Source organism: Kaistia defluvii (assembly GCF_040548815.1).
Classification (GTDB): domain Bacteria; phylum Pseudomonadota; class Alphaproteobacteria; order Rhizobiales; family Kaistiaceae; genus Kaistia; species Kaistia defluvii_A.
The window spans coordinates 278,137-295,485 of the sequence record NZ_JBEPSM010000004.1 but is presented as its reverse complement, the minus strand read 5'-3'; the positions used below and the strand labels follow the sequence as shown (position 1 = coordinate 295,485).

The 17,349-nt window shown below is 66.5% G+C and carries 15 protein-coding genes; 8 read left to right on the top strand and 7 right to left on the bottom strand.

Annotated features, from left to right (window positions below; genetic code table 11):
* Nucleotides 1-11: 11 nt before the first annotated feature.
* On the bottom strand, nucleotides 12-578 hold the full coding sequence (locus ABIE08_RS21515) for an SIS domain-containing protein (RefSeq protein ID WP_354553938.1): 567 nt from the start codon (nucleotides 576-578) through the stop codon (nucleotides 12-14).
* A 192-nt stretch (nucleotides 579-770) separates the two neighbouring features.
* On the opposite strand from ABIE08_RS21515, the gene ABIE08_RS21510 reads away from it, so the two are divergent.
* Complete coding sequence (locus ABIE08_RS21510) at nucleotides 771-1,028, top strand: hypothetical protein (protein ID WP_266331552.1); 258 nt, start codon at nucleotides 771-773, stop codon at nucleotides 1,026-1,028.
* Between the two features lie 55 nt (nucleotides 1,029-1,083).
* Here ABIE08_RS21510 and ABIE08_RS21505 read toward each other — a convergent pair whose 3' ends face one another.
* Nucleotides 1,084-1,644, bottom strand: a complete 561-nt coding sequence (locus ABIE08_RS21505; RefSeq protein ID WP_354553937.1) for a DsbA family protein — start codon at nucleotides 1,642-1,644, stop codon at nucleotides 1,084-1,086.
* Between the two features lie 357 nt (nucleotides 1,645-2,001).
* Between ABIE08_RS21505 and ABIE08_RS21500 the strand changes: the two genes are divergently transcribed.
* Together ABIE08_RS21500 and ABIE08_RS21495 are read left to right on the top strand one after the other, a co-directional pair.
* Nucleotides 2,002-4,173 (top strand): GGDEF/EAL domain-containing response regulator, encoded by a 2,172-nt coding sequence (locus tag ABIE08_RS21500; protein ID WP_354553935.1) that lies wholly within the window; start codon nucleotides 2,002-2,004, stop codon nucleotides 4,171-4,173.
* Nucleotides 4,157-6,658 (top strand): sensor histidine kinase, encoded by a 2,502-nt coding sequence (locus ABIE08_RS21495; protein ID WP_354553934.1) that lies wholly within the window; start codon nucleotides 4,157-4,159, stop codon nucleotides 6,656-6,658. Before ABIE08_RS21500 ends, ABIE08_RS21495 begins: the two co-directional genes overlap by 17 nt.
* A 48-nt stretch (nucleotides 6,659-6,706) precedes the next feature.
* Here ABIE08_RS21495 and ABIE08_RS21490 read toward each other — a convergent pair whose 3' ends face one another.
* From ABIE08_RS21490 to ABIE08_RS21475, 4 genes are all read right to left on the bottom strand, one after another.
* Nucleotides 6,707-7,675, bottom strand: coding sequence for a crotonase/enoyl-CoA hydratase family protein (locus ABIE08_RS21490; protein WP_354553933.1), 969 nt, complete (start codon nucleotides 7,673-7,675; stop codon nucleotides 6,707-6,709).
* A gap of 200 nt (nucleotides 7,676-7,875) precedes the next feature.
* Nucleotides 7,876-8,463, bottom strand: a complete 588-nt coding sequence (locus ABIE08_RS21485) for an IMPACT family protein (protein ID WP_354553931.1) — start codon at nucleotides 8,461-8,463, stop codon at nucleotides 7,876-7,878.
* Between the two features lie 103 nt (nucleotides 8,464-8,566).
* Nucleotides 8,567-9,901 (bottom strand): sensor histidine kinase N-terminal domain-containing protein, encoded by a 1,335-nt coding sequence (locus ABIE08_RS21480; RefSeq protein ID WP_354553930.1) that lies wholly within the window; start codon nucleotides 9,899-9,901, stop codon nucleotides 8,567-8,569.
* Nucleotides 9,898-10,560 (bottom strand): response regulator transcription factor, encoded by a 663-nt coding sequence (locus tag ABIE08_RS21475; protein WP_354553929.1) that lies wholly within the window; start codon nucleotides 10,558-10,560, stop codon nucleotides 9,898-9,900. Before ABIE08_RS21475 ends, ABIE08_RS21480 begins: the two co-directional genes overlap by 4 nt.
* Nucleotides 10,561-10,658: 98 nt before the next feature.
* Here ABIE08_RS21475 and dsbD point away from each other — a divergent pair, with 98 nt between their 5' ends.
* Genes dsbD through ABIE08_RS21460 form a run of 3 tightly spaced genes read left to right on the top strand, consistent with a single transcriptional unit; the run spans nucleotide 10,659 to nucleotide 13,850 of the window.
* The gene (gene dsbD, locus ABIE08_RS21470) at nucleotides 10,659-12,509 is read left to right on the top strand and encodes a protein-disulfide reductase DsbD (RefSeq protein WP_354553927.1); all 1,851 of its coding nucleotides are present in this window, start codon (nucleotides 10,659-10,661) and stop codon (nucleotides 12,507-12,509) included.
* Nucleotides 12,506-13,132 (top strand): DsbA family protein, encoded by a 627-nt coding sequence (locus ABIE08_RS21465; RefSeq protein WP_354553926.1) that lies wholly within the window; start codon nucleotides 12,506-12,508, stop codon nucleotides 13,130-13,132. Before dsbD ends, ABIE08_RS21465 begins: the two co-directional genes overlap by 4 nt.
* Nucleotides 13,133-13,184: 52 nt before the next feature.
* Nucleotides 13,185-13,850, top strand: a complete 666-nt coding sequence (locus tag ABIE08_RS21460; RefSeq protein ID WP_354553925.1) for a L,D-transpeptidase — start codon at nucleotides 13,185-13,187, stop codon at nucleotides 13,848-13,850.
* Nucleotides 13,851-13,903: 53 nt separating this feature from the next.
* Here ABIE08_RS21460 and ABIE08_RS21455 read toward each other — a convergent pair whose 3' ends face one another.
* Nucleotides 13,904-14,590: a GntR family transcriptional regulator gene (locus ABIE08_RS21455; RefSeq protein WP_436409597.1), complete on the bottom strand. Its 687-nt coding sequence runs from the start codon at nucleotides 14,588-14,590 to the stop codon at nucleotides 13,904-13,906.
* A gap of 539 nt (nucleotides 14,591-15,129) precedes the next feature.
* Here ABIE08_RS21455 and ABIE08_RS21450 point away from each other — a divergent pair.
* Together ABIE08_RS21450 and ABIE08_RS21445 are read left to right on the top strand one after the other, a co-directional pair.
* On the top strand, nucleotides 15,130-16,182 hold the full coding sequence (locus tag ABIE08_RS21450) for a TIM barrel protein (RefSeq protein WP_354553922.1): 1,053 nt from the start codon (nucleotides 15,130-15,132) through the stop codon (nucleotides 16,180-16,182).
* A 21-nt stretch (nucleotides 16,183-16,203) separates the two neighbouring features.
* The gene (locus ABIE08_RS21445) at nucleotides 16,204-17,346 is read left to right on the top strand and encodes a Gfo/Idh/MocA family protein (protein ID WP_354553921.1); all 1,143 of its coding nucleotides are present in this window, start codon (nucleotides 16,204-16,206) and stop codon (nucleotides 17,344-17,346) included.
* Nucleotides 17,347-17,349 lie beyond the last annotated feature (3 nt).

The window sequence follows — 17,349 nt, the reverse complement described above, 5'->3', positions numbered from 1 at the left end:
TGGAGAGAAGTCTATTCCAGATTGGTGTGCCGGGCCCGCATGGCTTCCGGCGTCGTCTGCAGGCGCTCGCGTAGCTTCAGGATCATGACCTCGAACAGCACGAACAGCGCGCCCTCATAAAGCGAGCCCATCGGCAGGATCGAGCTGCGGGCTTCGCCCTGGTCGTCGGCCATGGTCTGGGCCGGCAGGTGCAGGACGAGGTCGGCCATGGCCGGCGCCTTGCCGCCTGGCTGTGCGGTGATCACGGCCACGGTCGCACCGGCGCTGCGCGCCACGCCGATCAGCGCCAGGGCGGTCGAGATCTCTCCGGGCCCGACCGTGAGCAGGAAAAGGTCGTCGGGACCGACCGGCGGAGTCGTCATGTCGCCCTCGACCGCGACCGGCACGCCCATATGGTAGAGGCGCATGGCAAAGCCCATGATCTGCAGGCGCTCGCGGCCGCCGCCGAACACGACCGTGCTCTTCGCCTTGGCGATGGCCTCGATGAGTTCATCGACCTTCCCGTCATCCAATCGACTGAATACGGTGCCAAGTTCTTCGAGCGCCGCATGGTAGGGGCTATGGTCGACACGGGTCACGACGGTGGTTCCTGCTATGGAGTTTCGAATCCTTGCCAGTGAAGCACGGAGGTCGGGCGGACTGCAAAGGCCGTTAGCCCGATGTCTCACGATCTCCCCGCATCGAGCCGGGTGGCCGCGTTGCGGCTTGACCGGCTGTGAGGCAGCGCGCAAGTAGGGCCACCCTTGACCGGAAATCTGCGGAGAAGAACGATGTCCGATAAGACCGAAGCCGAACTCGACCCGGAGTTCGAGGATTTCGAAGGCGACCATTTCCAGGTGACGATCACCGTCGACGTGATCGCCAGCAACCGGACCGAGGCGGCCATGCTCGCCTATTGGTCGCTGAACGACGAACTGCCCGACACCTTCGAGGTGAAGGACGAGGCCGGCGTCTCCGAAGAGATCACGCTGACCGACGAACAGAAGGAAGAGGCGCTCTCCGACGAGCTCTCGCTGGACGTTCTCTAGCCAATATCAGGACCGTCCCCGGCGGCGCCAGCGCTGCCGGGGACGGGATTCCGGATCAGGCCGGCACCAGGCGCGACACCCAGGCCGATACCTCGTCGCCGCTGCTCAGGTCGGGCTGGATCAGACCGTCGATCATGAAGGTCGGCGAGACGTGGATGCCGTTCTGGCGGGCATATTTGCAGTGCCACTTGATCTCGCGGTCCAGCGTGCGGAGGGCGAACGCCTCCTGCAGCGCGACCCCGCTATAGGCTTCCAGCCGTTCGATGATCTGCTTCGGCGTGACGTCCATGTTGGGCCCGCCGGCATGATGCGTGAATTCGAATTCCTCGCGATGCGCGGCGACGGCGGCCATGACCTTCTTCGCCGTTTCCTTGCCGCCCGGTAGCGTAGACGCCGCCAGGATGCAGCGGATGACCACGCCGGAATAGAGATGCCAGGGCTGCGACTGCAGGCGGATGGCAATGGTGATCCGGTCTTCGCCGGCTTCGGCAAGAAGCCGGTCGAGCTTGTTGAAGGCCCTAACCGAATAGGGGCAGGTGGGTTCGAGAAAGACCTCGAACCGGCGCGGGCCGGTTCCCCACACCAAGGGATCGGCGTGCCAGGCAGTCTCCGTCATGGGTTTTCCTTCATGCGATGGCGATGGGATCGGCGCGGGTGCCCGCTCAAATGGCGAGCGTAGAGCGCCTTTCGGCTGGAACGCTCTCGCCGCCTGAGGCTTGTCCACATGTTTTGGGCGTGGTTTGGCCCGGACACGTCATGGGCTCGTTCGCGGGGGCGGCAAAGCAATGAAAACTGGTCGGATGGTCCCGCCAGCGCTACCACTTGTCCGTGGGTGAGCGTAAACACATAAATCACGCTCGATCCGACGCCCTCCGGCCGCTCGCAAGCAACTTTCAATGCTATACGGTCATCCCAGTTCAGCGTGCCAACGCTATCGCAAGAGGCCTTTTGTGTGTCCATGGCGCCAGCACTGATGCCCAAGATCCTCATCGTCGACGATAGCTCGACCAATCAGCGCATCTATTCGAAGCTGGCGCGTCAGCTGGAGACCGAGCTGGATATCCGCACATTCGGGAACCCGCGAAAGGCTCTCGAATGGCTGGCGGAGAATACCGCCGATCTGATCATCACCGATTACAAGATGCCGACCATGTCGGGCGCCGAGCTGACCGCCGCCGTCCGCGCCGATGTGCGCAACTGGGATGTGCCGATCATCGTCATCACCGCCTATAGCGACCAGCAGTTCCGGGTCGAGGCGCTGGAGGCGGGGGCGACGGATTTTCTCCTCAGCCCGGTCGACCATGTCGAATTCCTCGCCCGGGCCAAGAATCTCCTCAAGCTCCGGGCCCAGCAGCTCCTGATCTCGAAGCGGGCCGATTTGCTGGAGATCAGCCTGCACGCCAAGGAGCGGCTGCTGCGCGAAAGCCGCGAGGCGCTGGCCCAGGTTATCGATACCGTGCCGGCGATGATCAACGCCACGGACCGCGACGGCCGCTGCGTCTTCGTCAACGCGCATCAGGCGGCTTTTTTCGGCAAGGCGCCGGGCGAACTGGTGGGCAAGCCGATCGAGGCGCTTTTGGGCGAGGAGCGGGCTCATATCAGCCGCCGACTCGACCAGCTCGTGCTGAAGACGGGGCGCGCCATCTCCCCGCGCCAGGAGGAAGTGCTGGCGCCCGACGGCGAGCCGCGCATCTACCTGACCAGCAAGGCGCCGCTATATGACAGTTCCGGCGAGATCGCGAGTGTGCTCTCGACATCGATCGACATCACCGAACAGCGCCATGCCGAGCGGCGACTGTTGCACATCGCCAATCACGATTCGCTGACCGGATTGCCCAACCGGCTGATGCTGCGCGACCGATTGCGGCGCGAGCTCGCGCGCGGCCGGCGCGGCGACCAGAACTTCGCCCTGCATTTCATCGACCTGGACCGCTTCAAGGCGGTCAATGACGCGCATGGCCATCACCGTGGCGACGAGCTGCTGCAGAGGGTCGCGGAGGCGCTTTGCGCGCTGGTGGATGAGGGGCACACGGTCGCCCGCCTCGGCGGCGACGAATTCGCCATCCTGCAGCCCGACATTGACGGGCCGGAGGACGCCGGCCGGCTGGCCCAGTCGATCCTCGACCTGCTCAACAGCAAGGAGGACAGCCCGCTCGCACTCAATATCGGCGCCAGCATCGGCGTCACCCTCGCGCCGCTGGACGGGACCGATCCGGACGAACTGCTGAAAAATTCGGATCAGGCCATGTATCTGGCCAAGTCGCTGGGCGGCGACACCTGGCGGTTCTTCGCGGCTGACATGCGGCCGCGCGCCAGCCAGACGGCCCATCTCGAGACGGAACTGCGCGGTGCGCTGTCGCGCCGGGAATTCGTCCTGTTTTACCAGCCGCAGATCGACCTCCGCAGCGGCAAGGTCGTCGGCGCCGAAGCGCTGCTGCGCTGGCAGCATCCCGAGCGCGGGCTGCTGGCGCCCGGCTCCTTCCTCGGTCTTGCCGAGGAAACCGGCCTCATCCTACCGATCAATGAGTGGGTGCTGAACGAGGCCTGCCGCCAGGGGGCGGTCTGGGAAGCGGACGGGCTCGGCGATCTGCGCATCGCTGTCAACATGTCGCCGATCCAGTTCCGCCGCCAGGGCGTGGAAACCCTGGTCAAGGATGCGCTGCGCTCAAGCGGCATGCGACCGACCCTGCTGGAGCTGGAGCTGACGGAAGGCATCCTGCTCGGCCATGACGAGCATATCGTCAAGCAGATGCATGTGCTGCGGTCGCTCGGCGTCACGCTCTCCGTCGATGATTTCGGCACGGGCTATTCGTCGCTGAGCTATCTGCGCAGCTTTCCGCTGCACCGGCTGAAGATCGACCGGTCCTTCGTCCAGGATCTGGGCAGCGATCCGAGCGCGCTCGCCATCGTGCGGACCATCATCGATCTCGGGCATATCCTGCATCTGCAGGTGCTCGCCGAAGGCGTGGAGACCGAACCTCAGTTGCAGCTTTTGCGGCTCGAGGGATGCGACGAAGTACAGGGATACCATTTCAGCGGACCGATTCCGGCCGATGCTTTCGTCGCCTGGGTGATGCAGCATGGCCAGGCGGGCTCCGAACCCTCGCACGGGGCGACGGAGAATGAGCATGCGCGCGCCGGATAGACTCGTTCAGGCGCTCACCGCACCCCTTCGCTGGATGGCTGCGCGGCTGCGGGACCGGCCCGACAGCGAACATGAGATGAGCTACAACCGGCTCGTCTTCGCTACCATCATCGTCATCGTCCTGCTGGTGAATCGCAGCAGCGACGACATCGGCTATGCGCTCGATGTCATGGCGCTCTACATCCCGCTCGCCTTGGGCGTGCTGTGCCACATCCTGCTTTATCCCGGCGTGTCGCGCGCGCGGCGCTTCTTCGCGCTGGTGATGGATTGCGGCTTCCTCTCCTGGCAGCTGCATCTGGGCGGAGAAGTCGCGGCGCTGTTCTTTCCGATCTATCTCTGGGTCATCTTCGGCAATGGCTTCCGCTTCGGCCTGTCCGCGCTCGCGACCGCCATCCCTGTTGCGACCCTTTGTTTCGGCGTCGTGGTTCTAACCACCCCGTTCTGGGCGCAGCGCTGGCATCTTTCGGCCGGCCTGCTGGCCGGGCTGGTCATCCTGCCGGCCTATGCCGGCACGCTGATCCGCAAGCTGTCGCAGGCGACCCAGGCGGCCGAGGAGGCGAGCCAGGCGAAAAGCCTGTTCCTGGCCAGCGTCAGCCATGAACTGCGCACCCCGCTCACCGCCATTGTCGGCATGACGGGGCTGCTGCGGGCCAGCCCGCTCGTCGCCGAGCAGCGCGACATGGTCGAGACCGTCGATGTCGCGAGCCGCTCGCTGCAGTCGCTGATCAACAGCCTGCTCGACCTGTCGCGCATCGAGGCCGGCCGCATGCCGGTATCGAATGGCGAGATCGACCTGATCGCGCTGCTGGTCGATGCGCGCCGGCTTGTCGAGGCCCAGGTGCGCGAACGCGACCTGACCTTCGACATCTACGTCACGCCGCGTACGCCGCTGCGGCTGTTCGGCAGCCGCCAGCATTTGCACGAGATCCTGGTCAATCTGGTCGGCAACGCCGTGAAGTTCACCCGCGAGGGCGGCGTGACGATCGCGGTCGACGGCCAGCCTGAGGAAGATGGCCGTTTCCGGCTGATCATGGAGGTCACCGATACCGGCATCGGCATCGCGCCGAAGGACCAGGATCGGATCTTCGAGGATTTCACCCAGGCCAATGCCAGCATCATGAACCGGTTCGGCGGCACAGGCCTCGGCCTGGCGATCGCACGGCGGCTGGTGGAATTGCTGGGCGGGTCGATCTCGGTCGAAAGCGCCCTGGGCGAGGGGAGCACCTTCCGCTTCGACATCGTCGTGGCGACGCCGGTGGACGAGGGGCTCTCGGCGGAGGAGCCGTGGCGCGAGCGCGGCGTGGTGCTGGTCTGCCGCGACGCGACGCCCCTCAGCGACCTGATCGGCACACTTTCCGCGCTTGGCGTGACCCCGATCCTCGCCGATCCGCGCCAAGGTCCGGCAAGGATGTTTCCGCCCGAAGCGTCCAACGCCATCCGGCTGCTGTTCGAGCCGGACAGCAAGAATCTGCCCTTGCCCTATACCGGCGCGATGGGGTCCTCGAAGGGCGTGCTGATCCAGCCCTGGGTGCCGCCGGGACTGCCGCCGCTGGCGACCCGGCAGCGTTGCTCGAGCCTGCTGTCGGAGCGTCCGACGCCGACGGAACTGCGCCGCGCGCTGACGGTCGCCAGCCGGCTGAACGCGCCGGCGCCGGCGGAAGTCGTCGCCGCGACGCCGCGCCCGATCCGGCCGAGCCGTCCGCGCCGCATTCTTCTGGCGGACGACAACCGCATCAACCAGCGCGTCTTCTCGCGCATCCTCGAGGCGGCCGGTCACTCCGTCCTGCTGGCCGAGACCGGCGACCAGGCGCTCGACCTGCTGGAGGAAAAAGCGGATCAGATCGACATCGTGCTGATGGACTTCAACATGCCCGACACGGACGGGCTGGAAGCGACCAAGCTCTACCGGGTCATGGCGACCGGCGACCGGCGGTTGCCCATTGTCGGCCTGACCGCCGATGCGACCGCGATGAACGACAGCCGCTGGCGCGATGCCGGCATGGATGACTGCCTGATCAAGCCGGTCGAGCCCTCGGCGCTGCTGGCCGCCATTGACCGGATCACGAGTGACGAGCCGGACAAGTCCGCGCGTTCCGAACCCCGGCTTACCCTGGTTCGCAACGCCGTCCTGCCCAGCCTCGACGATCGGGCTGTCGAGCGCCTGCAGCGGCTCGGCAATGCGGAATTCGTGGTCGAGTTGATGGAGGATTATCTGGCGGATGCCGAGATCATGCTGGAAAGGCTGATCAAGAGCGCCAGCCGGGGCGATCTCGAAGCGTTCCGCAGCGACGATCATGCGCTGCAGAGCAGTTCGGCCAATATGGGAGCGTTGGCGCTCGGCGCCATCTGTGCGCCCTGGCGCAACCTGCGCGGCGACGAATTGCGGGCGGGCGCGGCGGAGTTCACCCGGCAGGCCAAGGCCGAACTCAGGCGCACGCAAAAGGCCATGCGCGCCTATTCGGCGCGCGAGGCGGGTCTGGGATAGCCGATGGGCGGCTGGCGATGCGCCCGCGGGCGCATCGCCAATCGGGCCTTATTCGGCAGCCACGAGAACGGGCATGTCTGGCTGCAGGCTTGCGAGACGGCGGTTCTGGGCCGAGCAGAGCCGATCCATCTTGCGCAGGTCGGCCTCGGTCAGGTTCAGCGCCGCTTCCGCCCAGATGTCGACCACGTCGATCAGCTCGGAGAGCGTGACGGGATTGACGCGCCGACGGGCCCGGTACAGGGCGTGATGGGCGTTGTGCTTGCGGTTGTGGCGCGCGATGTAGTCGAGCACCGCGGCCTGGCCCTGGCCGTCCTCGGCGAGCACATCCACCACGCCCATCTCATACAGTTCCTCGGCGGTGTGGATGCGGCCCGACAGGATCAGCGCTTCCGCCTTGTCCCGCGACATGCGCCGCGACAGGAAGCTGTAGGCGCCCATGCCGGGGAACATGTTGAACAGGATTTCCGGCAGGCCCATCTTGGCGCTGCGTTCGGCCACGATCAGGTCGAAGGAAAGGGCATGCTCGAAACCGCCGCCCAGCGCGTCGCCCTGGACCAGAGCCATCGTCACCACCGGGGCGTCGAACGCCACGGCGTTGCGGTGGATGGCTTCGACGGCGACATGGCCATAATGGCGCATCGCCTTCAGGTCGCGGCTGCGGATGCGCTGGGCGAAATGGCCGAGATCGCCGCCCAGATTGTAGATGCCCGGCACACCCGAGGCCATGACGAACCAGCCGAAGGGGGCCGCTTCCGGGCCGGCGAGGTTGGAGAAGGTCTGGGTGATCGCCTTCTGCATACGGCTGATGTCGCCCATCAGCTCATGCGTGTAGGAAGGCTTGCCCACCGGCTCCATGTAGCACCAGCAGGTTGCGTTCACCGTGTCGATATCGAGATGAAGGTTGTCATAGCCGATATCGTGGATCGCCCGGGCGGCTTCCGCCGCCGTCTGGATTGCCGAGCCGGCGTTCGGGTTGGCGAAGGCGATGGGTTCGTGGGTCATGCGAAGGGAAGTCATCGTCAGTCTCCTTTTGCGTAAATGTTTGGGCCGTCGCGGGGGAGGATGCCGCAAGACCGCCACCAATACATTACGCTCAAGAAGGCCGATGAGAGCAGATCCTAGCGTGCGTTCGTTGCTGAAGTTTACGTCAGGTCGTGCTGCATCCCTGAACGGCAGGGGTATGAAGCTTTCCGCGCGCTGACGGAAGAGCGTCCGATCTAGTCGGCGAGACGCATCGCGGCACGGCCGCTGGTGAGGTCGGCGACCAGCTGCCGCACGGCCTCGACATCGTCCTGCTGGATGGCGACAACGAGTTCGCCGCCCGTATCGGTGAAGCTCTGCGACGTCACGCGGGTGGTGGGCCATGCCGCCAGCCGGGCCTGCAGCAGCGCCAGGTCGCCGAAGCCGCACAGGATCGTCGCTTCCTGCGTCACGACCAGCGGCTGCTTCTCCGCCGCGCGCAGGCACGCCGCCGCCGTCCCGCCATAGGCGCGGATCAATCCGCCCCCGCCGAGCAGGATGCCGCCGAACCAGCGCGTCACCACGACGGCGACGCCGTCGAGAGACTGCCCCTCGATCGCCTGCAGGATCGGCTTGCCGGCCGTGCTGCTCGGTTCGCCATCGTCGCTGAAGCGGTACTGCTGCCCGATCTTCCAGGCCCAGCAATTATGGTTCGCCGCCGGGTCGGAATTCGCCGCGATGAACGCCTTCGCGTCCGCCTCGTCGGATACGGGGCCCGCCACCGCGAGCAAGCGGCTCTTCTTGATTTCCTGCCGGAAGGTTTCGGATTTCAGAAGGGTGAACATCGCTGCCGCTCGTGCCTCGCCGATGCTTCCATGCAAAGCCCGGCGCCGAAGATCAAGGGCGCCGGGTCCGTTTTGCCGCGATGGTTCCCTGCTGTGGCCCGTCTCACGCGCGCGGCAGGACGAAGGCGGCCTGCAGGCCGCTCCGGTCCTGCCGGTTGCTCAGCACCAGTTCGACGCCGAGCCGGCGCGCGGCGATGGCGACGATGGTGAGGCCGAGGCCGGTTCCCGACGTGCTCTTGTGGCGGCCGCGATAGAAGCGCTGGGTCACCAGGGCCAGTTCCTCCTCGGGAATGCCCGGGCCCTGGTCGACGGCCATCACGCCCCGCCCGTCCGGTGTCGCGCACCAGCGGACGAGGCCGCCCTCCGGCATGTGGTGGATGGCGTTCTCATGCACGTTGCGCAGGGCCAGCATCCAGGTGTCGCGCGCGCCGGGCAAGGCCAGCCTCGCCAGCGCCGGATCGATCTCGACCTGGACATTGGCGGCGAGCGGTGGCGCGGTCGAGACGATTTCCGCCAGCAGGTCGCTGGCCTTGTGGGCACCCTCACGCGGGGGAGCGGCCTCGGCTTCCAGCCGGGTCAGCACCAGCAGCTGGCGGACGAGCCGGGTCGTCCGGTCGACGGAGACGAGGATCTGCGACAGGGCGCGATCCCGCACCGCCGGATCGGCGGCGGCCCGCGCCACCTGGGCCTGCGTCTTGAGCCCGGCGAGCGGCGTGCGCAGTTCATGCGCTGCGAAGGCCGTGATCTCGCGCTCATGCCGGCGGGCCGCTTCGACCTTGTCGAACAGCGCGTTGAGCGCGTGGGCGAGCGGCTGCACCTCGGCGGGCAGCCGGCTCGCGTCGAGAGGCCGCATGTCCTCGGCATCCCGACCCTGCAGTTCCGTCGCCATGCTGCGAAGCGGCCGCAGGCCGCGCCCGAGGCTCGCCCAGGTCAGAAGCCCGAACAGCGGTAGCACCAGCAGCGCCGGCGCCAGCAGGCCGACGATCAAATCGTTGACCAGCTTGTGGCGCAGGCCGATGCGGTCGCCGACCATGACGCGCACGCGCTTGACCGGGTCCTGGATCGTGTAGACCCGCCAGGGTTCGCCATCGACGATCCGGTCCGAATAGCCATCGACGTTCTCGGCGAGCCGGGCGGCGGGCGCGCCGCTCGATCGGGCGACCAGTTGGCCGTCCAGCGACCAGATCTGGCAGGAGAGCTGGCGCTCATAGCCGGGTACTTCCGCCGGCAGCGCGGCATTCAGGGCATCGGCCGAGGCCGGCATGGTGTGGGCGTCGACGAGCGAATGCACCATCTTCGCCGCTTCCTGGAGCCGGGTGTCGAGCACATGCTCGAGTTCCGAGCGGCTGCCGATATAGATCCAGGCGCCGGCGCTCAGCCAGATCAGGCCGGTCGCCGCCACCAGGATGAAGAACAGCCGGCGCCGCAGCGAGGTCATGGCGTCGACCCCATGCGATAGCCGAGCCCGCGCACGGTCTCGATCGCGGTGCGGCCGATCTTGTTGCGCAGATTGTGGATGTGGACCTCGACCGCGTTGCTGTCGACTTCCTCCTGCCAGCCATAGAGCCGTTCCTCGATCTCGCCCCGCGAGCGGATCGTGCCCGGCCGCTCCATCAGCGCCGCCAGCACCGAGAATTCGCGCCGGGACAGGGAAATCGGCTCGCCGGCGACCGTGACGGAGAGCGTCGAGGGATCGAGCGAGATCGAGCCGGTTTGCATCAAAGGCGCGGCGCGTCCGGCATGCCGCCGTGCCGCTGCACGAACCCGCGCGGCCAATTCGTCGAGATCGAAGGGCTTGCCGATATAGTCGTCGGCGCCGCTGTCTAGACCCCGGATGCGGTCGGGGGTCTCGTCCTGCGCCGTGAGCAGGAGCACAGGCGTATCATCGCCCGCCCGGCGCATGTCCCGCAGCACGTCGAGGCCGGAACCGTCCGGCAGCATGAGGTCGAGCACGACGGCGTCGAACTGCGCGGTGGCGAGCGCCGCGCGCGCATCGGCGCAGCTCGCCACGCAATCGACCGTGACGAGGCCGAGCGCCAGGCCGACCTTCAGGCCGTCCGACAGGACTGGATCGTCTTCGACGACGAGAACGCGCATGCGGGGATCCTCTGCTTTCGCTCTCTATTCTCCGCGAGACTTAAGGCTGGCTTAAGGTGCTCATCCGATGGTGCGCCTCCATCCCGCACGGAGTCGCAATGTCGGGCAAGTTCTTCCTCTATCGCATGATCCTGGCGCTTGGCGTTTTCGTCACGCTGCTGGGCACCGTTGCGAGGGCGCAGACGCCCTTGCCGGCGGATGCCGCGTTTCGTCTTGCCGCGCATCGCGATGCCGGCGGGCCGCTGCGGCTCGAATGGCAGATCGAGGCCGGGTACTATCTCTATCGCGACAGGATCTCGATCGCCGGTGGCGACAAGCCGATCGCCATCACCGCGCCGCCCGGCGAAACCAAGGATGACCCGAATTTCGGCCCGAGCGAGATCTATCGCGATCGCGTCTCCATCCCCCTTGAGGCTGCCTCCCTGCCGAGCGGGCAAGTGCGGGTCACCTATCAGGGCTGCGCCGAGGACAGCATCTGCTATCCGCCGGTCACCAAGGCGGTCGATCTCGCGACACTGGCGCTGACGGATGTCGAGACGGGGCTTGGCTTTGGTACGCAAACCGCGTCGGCCGCTGCCGTCGCGCCTGCCGCTCCGCCCGAGACTGGCCTAGAAACGCCGCCGGCAAGCTCGCTGATGGCCGGCAGCCTGGCGCTGACGCTGGTGAGCTTCCTCGGATTTGGCCTGCTCCTGTCGCTGACGCCATGCGTCTTCCCGATGATCCCGATCCTGTCCGGCATGCTGGCGCGGGCCGGCGAACAGCTATCCGCCCGGCGCGGCTTCGTGCTTTCGAGCGCCTATGTCGGCGCCATGGCGTTGGCCTATGCCGTCCTCGGCCTCGCCGCCGCCTGGTCCGGTCAGAACCTGCAGGTGGTGCTGCAAGCCCCTTGGGCGCTCGGCCTGATGGCGGCGGTGTTCGTTGCGCTCGCTCTGTCGATGTTCGGTCTGTTCGAGCTGCAGGTGCCGGCGCGCTGGGCCGGATGGATCGCCGGGCGTACCGGGGCGCGGGCCGGATCGGTCGCGGGCGCCGCCGGTCTCGGCTTCGGCTCTGCCCTGATCGTCGGGCCCTGTGTGACGCCGCCGCTGGCGGCTGCCCTTCTCTATGTGGCGCAGACGGGCGACGGCCTGCGCGGCGCGGCCGCGCTGTTCGCGCTCGGCCTTGGCATGGGATTGCCGCTGATCGTCTTCGGCACCTTCGGCAGCCGGGTGCTTCCGAAATCCGGCCCCTGGCTGGTGCGGGTCAAGCAGGCCTTCGGAATCTTCTTTCTCGGGCTCGCCGCCGCCCTGCTGCTGCGGGCGCTGCCGGAAGAATTTGCGCTGCCGGTCTGGGGCGCCGGGGCGCTGGGCGCCGCCGTGTTCCTCGGTGCCTTTGACGGCCTGACGGCTGCGACAGGCTGGATCCGTCGGCTGGAGAAGTCCGCCGGGCTGGCGCTTGCCATCTATGGCGCGACGATGATCGTCGGCTTTGCCGGCGGCGGCACGGATCCGCTGCGCCCGCTCGCTTTCCTCGCCGGGGCGGGGCCTGTTGTGGCCGTTGTGCCACAGGCGCTGACCGTTCGCTCGGAAGCGGCGCTGGATCAGGCCTTGTCGGCGGCTAGGGCCGAGGGGCGCCCCATTCTCGTCTCGTTTACCGCAGACTGGTGCACCGTCTGCAAATCGAACGACCGCGTTCTGGCGGAGCCCGGTCTTGCAGCCCCGCTTTCCGGCGTCACTTTCATCAAGGCCGATGTGACCCGGAACAGCGAAGACAGCCGCCAGCTCATGCAGCGCTTCGGCGTCGTCGGGCCGCCGACGATGTTCCTGCTCAGCGCCACCGGCTCGGAACTGGCCGGATCCCGCATGATCGGGGCGATCGCCGCCAACGACTTTGCCCAGCGGCTTGAGCGCGCCGTCTCTCCCGGCAGCCAAGCGCCCAAGGACAGCAGTTTTCCAGAATGGAGCCCTTCATGAACCGCCGCTTTTTCCTCGGAACCGCCGCGAGCCTTCTTGCCTCCTCGGCGCTCGTTCTTGACGGCATGCCGGCCATCGCCAAGGGCGTCGATGTCAACGCGGTCTTGAACGATCCCGAGGCGCCGACCGGCGGTAACCCCAAGGGCGACGTCACCATCGTAGCCTTCTTCGATTACAACTGCCCCTACTGCAAGACGTCGGCGGCCGACCTGGCGCGCGTCGTCAAGGAGGATGGCAAGATCCGCCTGGTCTACAAGGACTGGCCGATCCTGACCGAATCCTCCGTTCAGGGCGCGCAGTTCGCGCTGGCGGCCAACTACCAGGGCAAGTACGAGACGGCGCATCACGCGCTGATGGGCATTTCAGGCCGGGGCGTCACCGGCGACACGATGCTGGAGGCGATTCAGGCTTCCGGCGTCGACATGAAGCGGCTGCAGGCGGATTTGACCGCGCATGGATCGAAGATCTCGGCGCTGATGCAGCGCAACCTCGCCCAGGCCGACGGTCTCGGCATGAGCGGCACGCCGACCTATCTGATCGGCCCCTTCCGGGCCTCGACGCTCGACTATGACGGCTTCAAGGAAGCGGTCGCCGAAGCGCGCCGGCGGCAGGCTGCCAACTGATCCCGCCCCTCCCATCCCCTCTTCTTCGTGACCACTACGGAACCCCCCAAGCATGTCCTTAAGCCTTCCCCCCCTCTTACGGCGGATGACGTTCGCCGTCCTGCTGCCGCTGGCGCTCGCCGCCTGCGCCTCGACCGGACGCGATTTCTCCGCCCCGCTGACGCCCGCGGTCGATCCGCAGGTGGCGCGCCATTACGCGGCGATCGAGACGGAGAAATTCCCGGTTCCGGCCGTCCCGCTCGACAAGTTGAAGCAGCGCAACATCCGCACGCAGGTCGACTATTCGACCGACCAGCCGCCGGGCACCATCATCGTCGACCCGCATGACCGCTATCTCTACCTGGTCCAGGAAGGCGGCAAGGCGATGCGCTATGGCGTCGGCGTCGGCAAGGCAGGGCTGGAGTTCTCCGGCACCGCCAATGTCCAGTACAAGCGCCAGTGGCCCCGCTGGACCCCGACGCAGGACATGATCGCCCGTTCGCCGGAGATCAACCAGCAATGGGCAGGCGGCATGGAAGGCGGGCCGGAAAATCCGCTCGGCGCCCGCGCGCTCTATCTGTTCCAGGGCGGGAAGGACACGCTCTATCGCATCCACGGCACCAACCAACCCTGGTCGATCGGCGAGGCCGTCTCTTCGGGCTGCATCCGGATGATGAACCAGGACGTGATCGACCTCTATGGCCGGGTTCCCGACGGCTCGAAGGTCGTGGTGCTCTAAGGCGAAGGGGCTCTTCCGATGGGGGAGCCCCGCGTCCGCTTCGTTCGTGCGCGCTAGCCTTCCGGCGGATCCAGCATGTCGCCGAGCAGGCTCAGCGTGTTGCGCAGCGAGGTGTCGAGATGCACCCGCATCGCCTCCATGGCCTGCTGTGCATCGCGCGCGGCGAGCGCCGTCAGGATTGCCTGGTGCTGGGCAATCGTCGTCTCGCCCAAGCCCGGCTTCGGCAGCGCCAGATAGCGTCCGCGGTCCATCTGCGCCTTCGAGATATCGACGGCGCGCCACAGCATCGAGAGATTGTTGATCTCCGCGATATAGCGGTGGAACTGGTCATCGAGCCGGATGGCGTCGGTGTAGCGCTTGCGCCCGATCGCGGTCTGGTGCTGGCCGACAATGTCTTCCAGCTCCTCGAGATGGAACGGACTGATCTTCGCCGCCGCCCTCCGCACGCTCTCGACCTCGAGCGCGTTGCGGATCACATAGGCTTCCTCGATCGCGTCGCGCGAGAGCGCGGCAACGAAGGTGCCGGTCTGGGCATAGACGTTGATCAGGCCCTCGTCGCTCAGCCGCTTCACCGCTTCGCGCACCGGCGTGCGCGATACGCCCAGCTGTTCGGCGATCTCGACCTCGTTGACGGACTGGCCGGGCCGCAATTGCCCGATGATGATCAGCGTGCGCACGACCTGATAGATCTGGTCGCGCAGCGGCGATTTGCGGTCCAGGTTGACCAGCTGCAATTGCAGTAATGCCGCTTCGGCCACCCGCTTGGATCCTCTCCCTAATTCGCCGATGGCAGCCAATCCGAACCTGGTGCCACCCGCCGGGCCGGACGGCAGCTCTTCCGCGCCCCCACGACCCGTGCCGCTTTACTGTTATATTACTGGCCCGCCCCACCGCAAGCGCAGCTGCTTCGAAGCGCGGTGAGCCGAAGGATCCGCGCCGATGCGTGGGAGCGGTCAGAAGCCGATCGTTATCAACGATATGACAGAAAAAACCGGACAACAAAACTCAGGAATTCAATCTTGCCCAAGGTGTCCAACCATGCGTTGAAGCCCGCTTGACACGTTACACTAATATAACAGAGAGTGCCGTTGCGTTCCGGCCAATAGAGGTAGCGGTCGGGGCGCGCAGGGGAGGAGACCCTCGCGGCGTGGCGCAATCTGAACGGAGTCCGATAGGACCGCCGGCGGAGAGATGCGCCTGCATGGCGACCGCGTTCCTCCCCCGCATGCAGGTGGACCATCGCCGCCGAGAGGGCGGGTCCGATAGGGAGGAAGAGCACATGGCGGATCCGAACAACTATCCGAAGCTGCACAACGCCGCGTGGCCGGGCGTCGTCGGCAAGGGCGGCGAGGGCGGCGAGCCCGTCATTCCGCTGGACACGCTGCTGGAGCTGACCGCCAAGGCGGAAGTCGATGGACAGAAGTTCGACGGCATCGATCTCTGGCTGGCCGATCCGCACCTGTCGATCGACAGCGACAAGGATCAGGTCAAGCGCATGGTCGACCACATTGCGGGCTATGGCCTGAAGGTTGGTTCGTTCGTGGCGCCGATCTGGGCGGGCGCCGGCGGCGGTTCGGCGATGGGCTCGGCCGAGGAGCGCAAGCGCTTCGTCTCGCAGGTCCGCAAGGCGGCCGCGATCGGCGAGCAGATGCGCGAGCTGGGCATCCGTCCGACCGGCGGCATACGGATCGATTCCTCGACCGGCGTCGGCGATTGGGACAAGGATCCCGTCGGCAACACCAAGATCATCGCCGAGACGTTCCGCGAAGCCGGCAAGGCGGCGCAGGATCATGGCGAATTCCTCGTCGCCGAGGGTGAGATCTGCTGGGGCGGCATGCAGTCCTGGCGCGAGAATGTCCGCCTGCTCGAAGCGGTTAACATGCCGGGCGTCGTCGGTTACCAGGCCGACATGGCGCATTCGATGCTGTTCACTCTGGGCTACAACGCCGAGCAGGATCGCTTGCTTCCCGAGGGCTATGACTGGCAGGACCGCTCCGTCCTCGACGCGGCCTACAGACAAGTCGCCGACGCGCTGCGCCCCTGGACCTATGATTTCCACGTCGCCCAGAATGACGGCACCGTGTTCGGCTCCGGCGACCACGAGAAAACCGGCCGCCACGTCCAGGTCACCGACCCGAACGGCAAGCTCGATGTCACCAAGCATGCCGGCTACTGGCTGCGCGACGACCAGGGAAACCTGACCAAGAAGATGCGCCACATCGCCTGGGACGGCTGCATGTTCCCCAATTCCGTAATGACGGCGCAGCAGACCTGGAACGACGTTCTGGGCGCGATGATCAAGGTGCGCGACGCCCATGGCTGGCGCGAATAACGGCTTCAGGAACCCTCACAAATGACCAAGAAAAAGCTGAACATCGGTCTGGTCGGCGCCGGCTTCATGGGCCGCACCCACTCCAACGCCTTCCGCCAGGTCGGTCAGTTCTTCAACAGCGAATACGAGCCCGTGCTGAAGGCGATCGCCACGCGCAACGCCAAGGGCGCGGCCGATTTCGCCGGGAACTGGGGCTATGAGAGCTCCGAGAGCGACTGGCGCAGGCTGGTCGAGCGCGACGATATCGACCTGATCGATATCGCCAGCCCCAATGATACCCATGCCGAGATCGCCATCGCGGCGGCGCAGGCCGGCAAGATGGTGATGTGCGAGAAGCCGCTCGGCCGCAACGCTGCCGAGGCTGAAAAGATGGTCGAGGCCGTCGAGGCGGCCGGCGTCGCCAACATGGTCTGGTACAATTATCGCCGCGTGCCGGCGGTGACGCTCGCCAAGCAGATGATCGACGAGGGCCGGCTCGGCCGGATCTTCCATTACCGCGCCAAATTCCTGCAGGACTGGACGATCTCGGCCGACGTGCCGCAGGGCGGCATGGGCACCTGGCGGCTGGATGCCAGCGTCGCCGGCAGCGGCGTTACCGGCGACCTGCTCGCGCATTGCATCGATACCGCGATCTGGCTGAACGGCGGCATCGACAGCGTGACGGCGGCGACGGAGACCTTCGTCAAGCAGCGCTCGCATGCGGTCAGCGGGAAGGTCGAAGAGGTCAAGATCGACGACGCCAGCGCTTTCCTCGCCCGTTTCCATAACGGCTCGCTCGCGACCTTCGAGGCGACCCGCTACGCCCGCGGCCACAAGGCGCTCTACACGCTCGAGATCAATGGCGAGAAGGGTTCGATTGCCTGGGACCTGCACGACCTGCACCGGCTGTCCTACTTCGATTACAGCGACGAGGGGCATCTGCGCGGCTGGCGTTCGATCCACATCACCGATGGCGACCATCCCTATATGAGCCAGTGGTGGGTGCCGGGCCTGCAGATCGGTTACGAGCACAGCTTCATCCATCAGGCCGCCGATTTCCTTGCCGGCCTCGCCTCCGGCACGCCGGCGGCGCCGACCTTCCGCGAGGCGCTCCGCACCGACTACGTCACCGACGCCGTGCTGGCCTCGGCGAAGTCGGGCCGCTGGGAAGCGGTCCAGGGCTGAGCG

Bases quoted from the DNA above. Each gene is read 5' to 3' on its own strand.
- ABIE08_RS21505 (WP_354553937.1), bottom strand. From the start codon at position 1,644: ATGACGGAGACTGCCTGGCACGCCGATCCCTTGGTGTGGGGAACCGGC.
- ABIE08_RS21495 (WP_354553934.1), top strand. From the start codon at position 4,157: ATGCGCGCGCCGGATAGACTCGTTCAGGCGCTCACCGCACCCCTTCGC.
- ABIE08_RS21485 (WP_354553931.1), bottom strand. From the start codon at position 8,463: ATGTTCACCCTTCTGAAATCCGAAACCTTCCGGCAGGAAATCAAGAAG.
- ABIE08_RS21500 (WP_354553935.1), top strand. From the start codon at position 2,002: ATGCCCAAGATCCTCATCGTCGACGATAGCTCGACCAATCAGCGCATC.
- ABIE08_RS21460 (WP_354553925.1), top strand. From the start codon at position 13,185: ATGTCCTTAAGCCTTCCCCCCCTCTTACGGCGGATGACGTTCGCCGTC.
- ABIE08_RS21445 (WP_354553921.1), top strand. From the start codon at position 16,204: ATGACCAAGAAAAAGCTGAACATCGGTCTGGTCGGCGCCGGCTTCATG.
- ABIE08_RS21490 (WP_354553933.1), bottom strand. From the start codon at position 7,675: ATGACTTCCCTTCGCATGACCCACGAACCCATCGCCTTCGCCAACCCG.
- ABIE08_RS21475 (WP_354553929.1), bottom strand. From the start codon at position 10,560: ATGCGCGTTCTCGTCGTCGAAGACGATCCAGTCCTGTCGGACGGCCTG.
- dsbD (WP_354553927.1), top strand. From the start codon at position 10,659: ATGTCGGGCAAGTTCTTCCTCTATCGCATGATCCTGGCGCTTGGCGTT.
- ABIE08_RS21450 (WP_354553922.1), top strand. From the start codon at position 15,130: ATGGCGGATCCGAACAACTATCCGAAGCTGCACAACGCCGCGTGGCCG.
- ABIE08_RS21480 (WP_354553930.1), bottom strand. From the start codon at position 9,901: ATGACCTCGCTGCGGCGCCGGCTGTTCTTCATCCTGGTGGCGGCGACC.
- ABIE08_RS21510 (WP_266331552.1), top strand. From the start codon at position 771: ATGTCCGATAAGACCGAAGCCGAACTCGACCCGGAGTTCGAGGATTTC.
- ABIE08_RS21465 (WP_354553926.1), top strand. From the start codon at position 12,506: ATGAACCGCCGCTTTTTCCTCGGAACCGCCGCGAGCCTTCTTGCCTCC.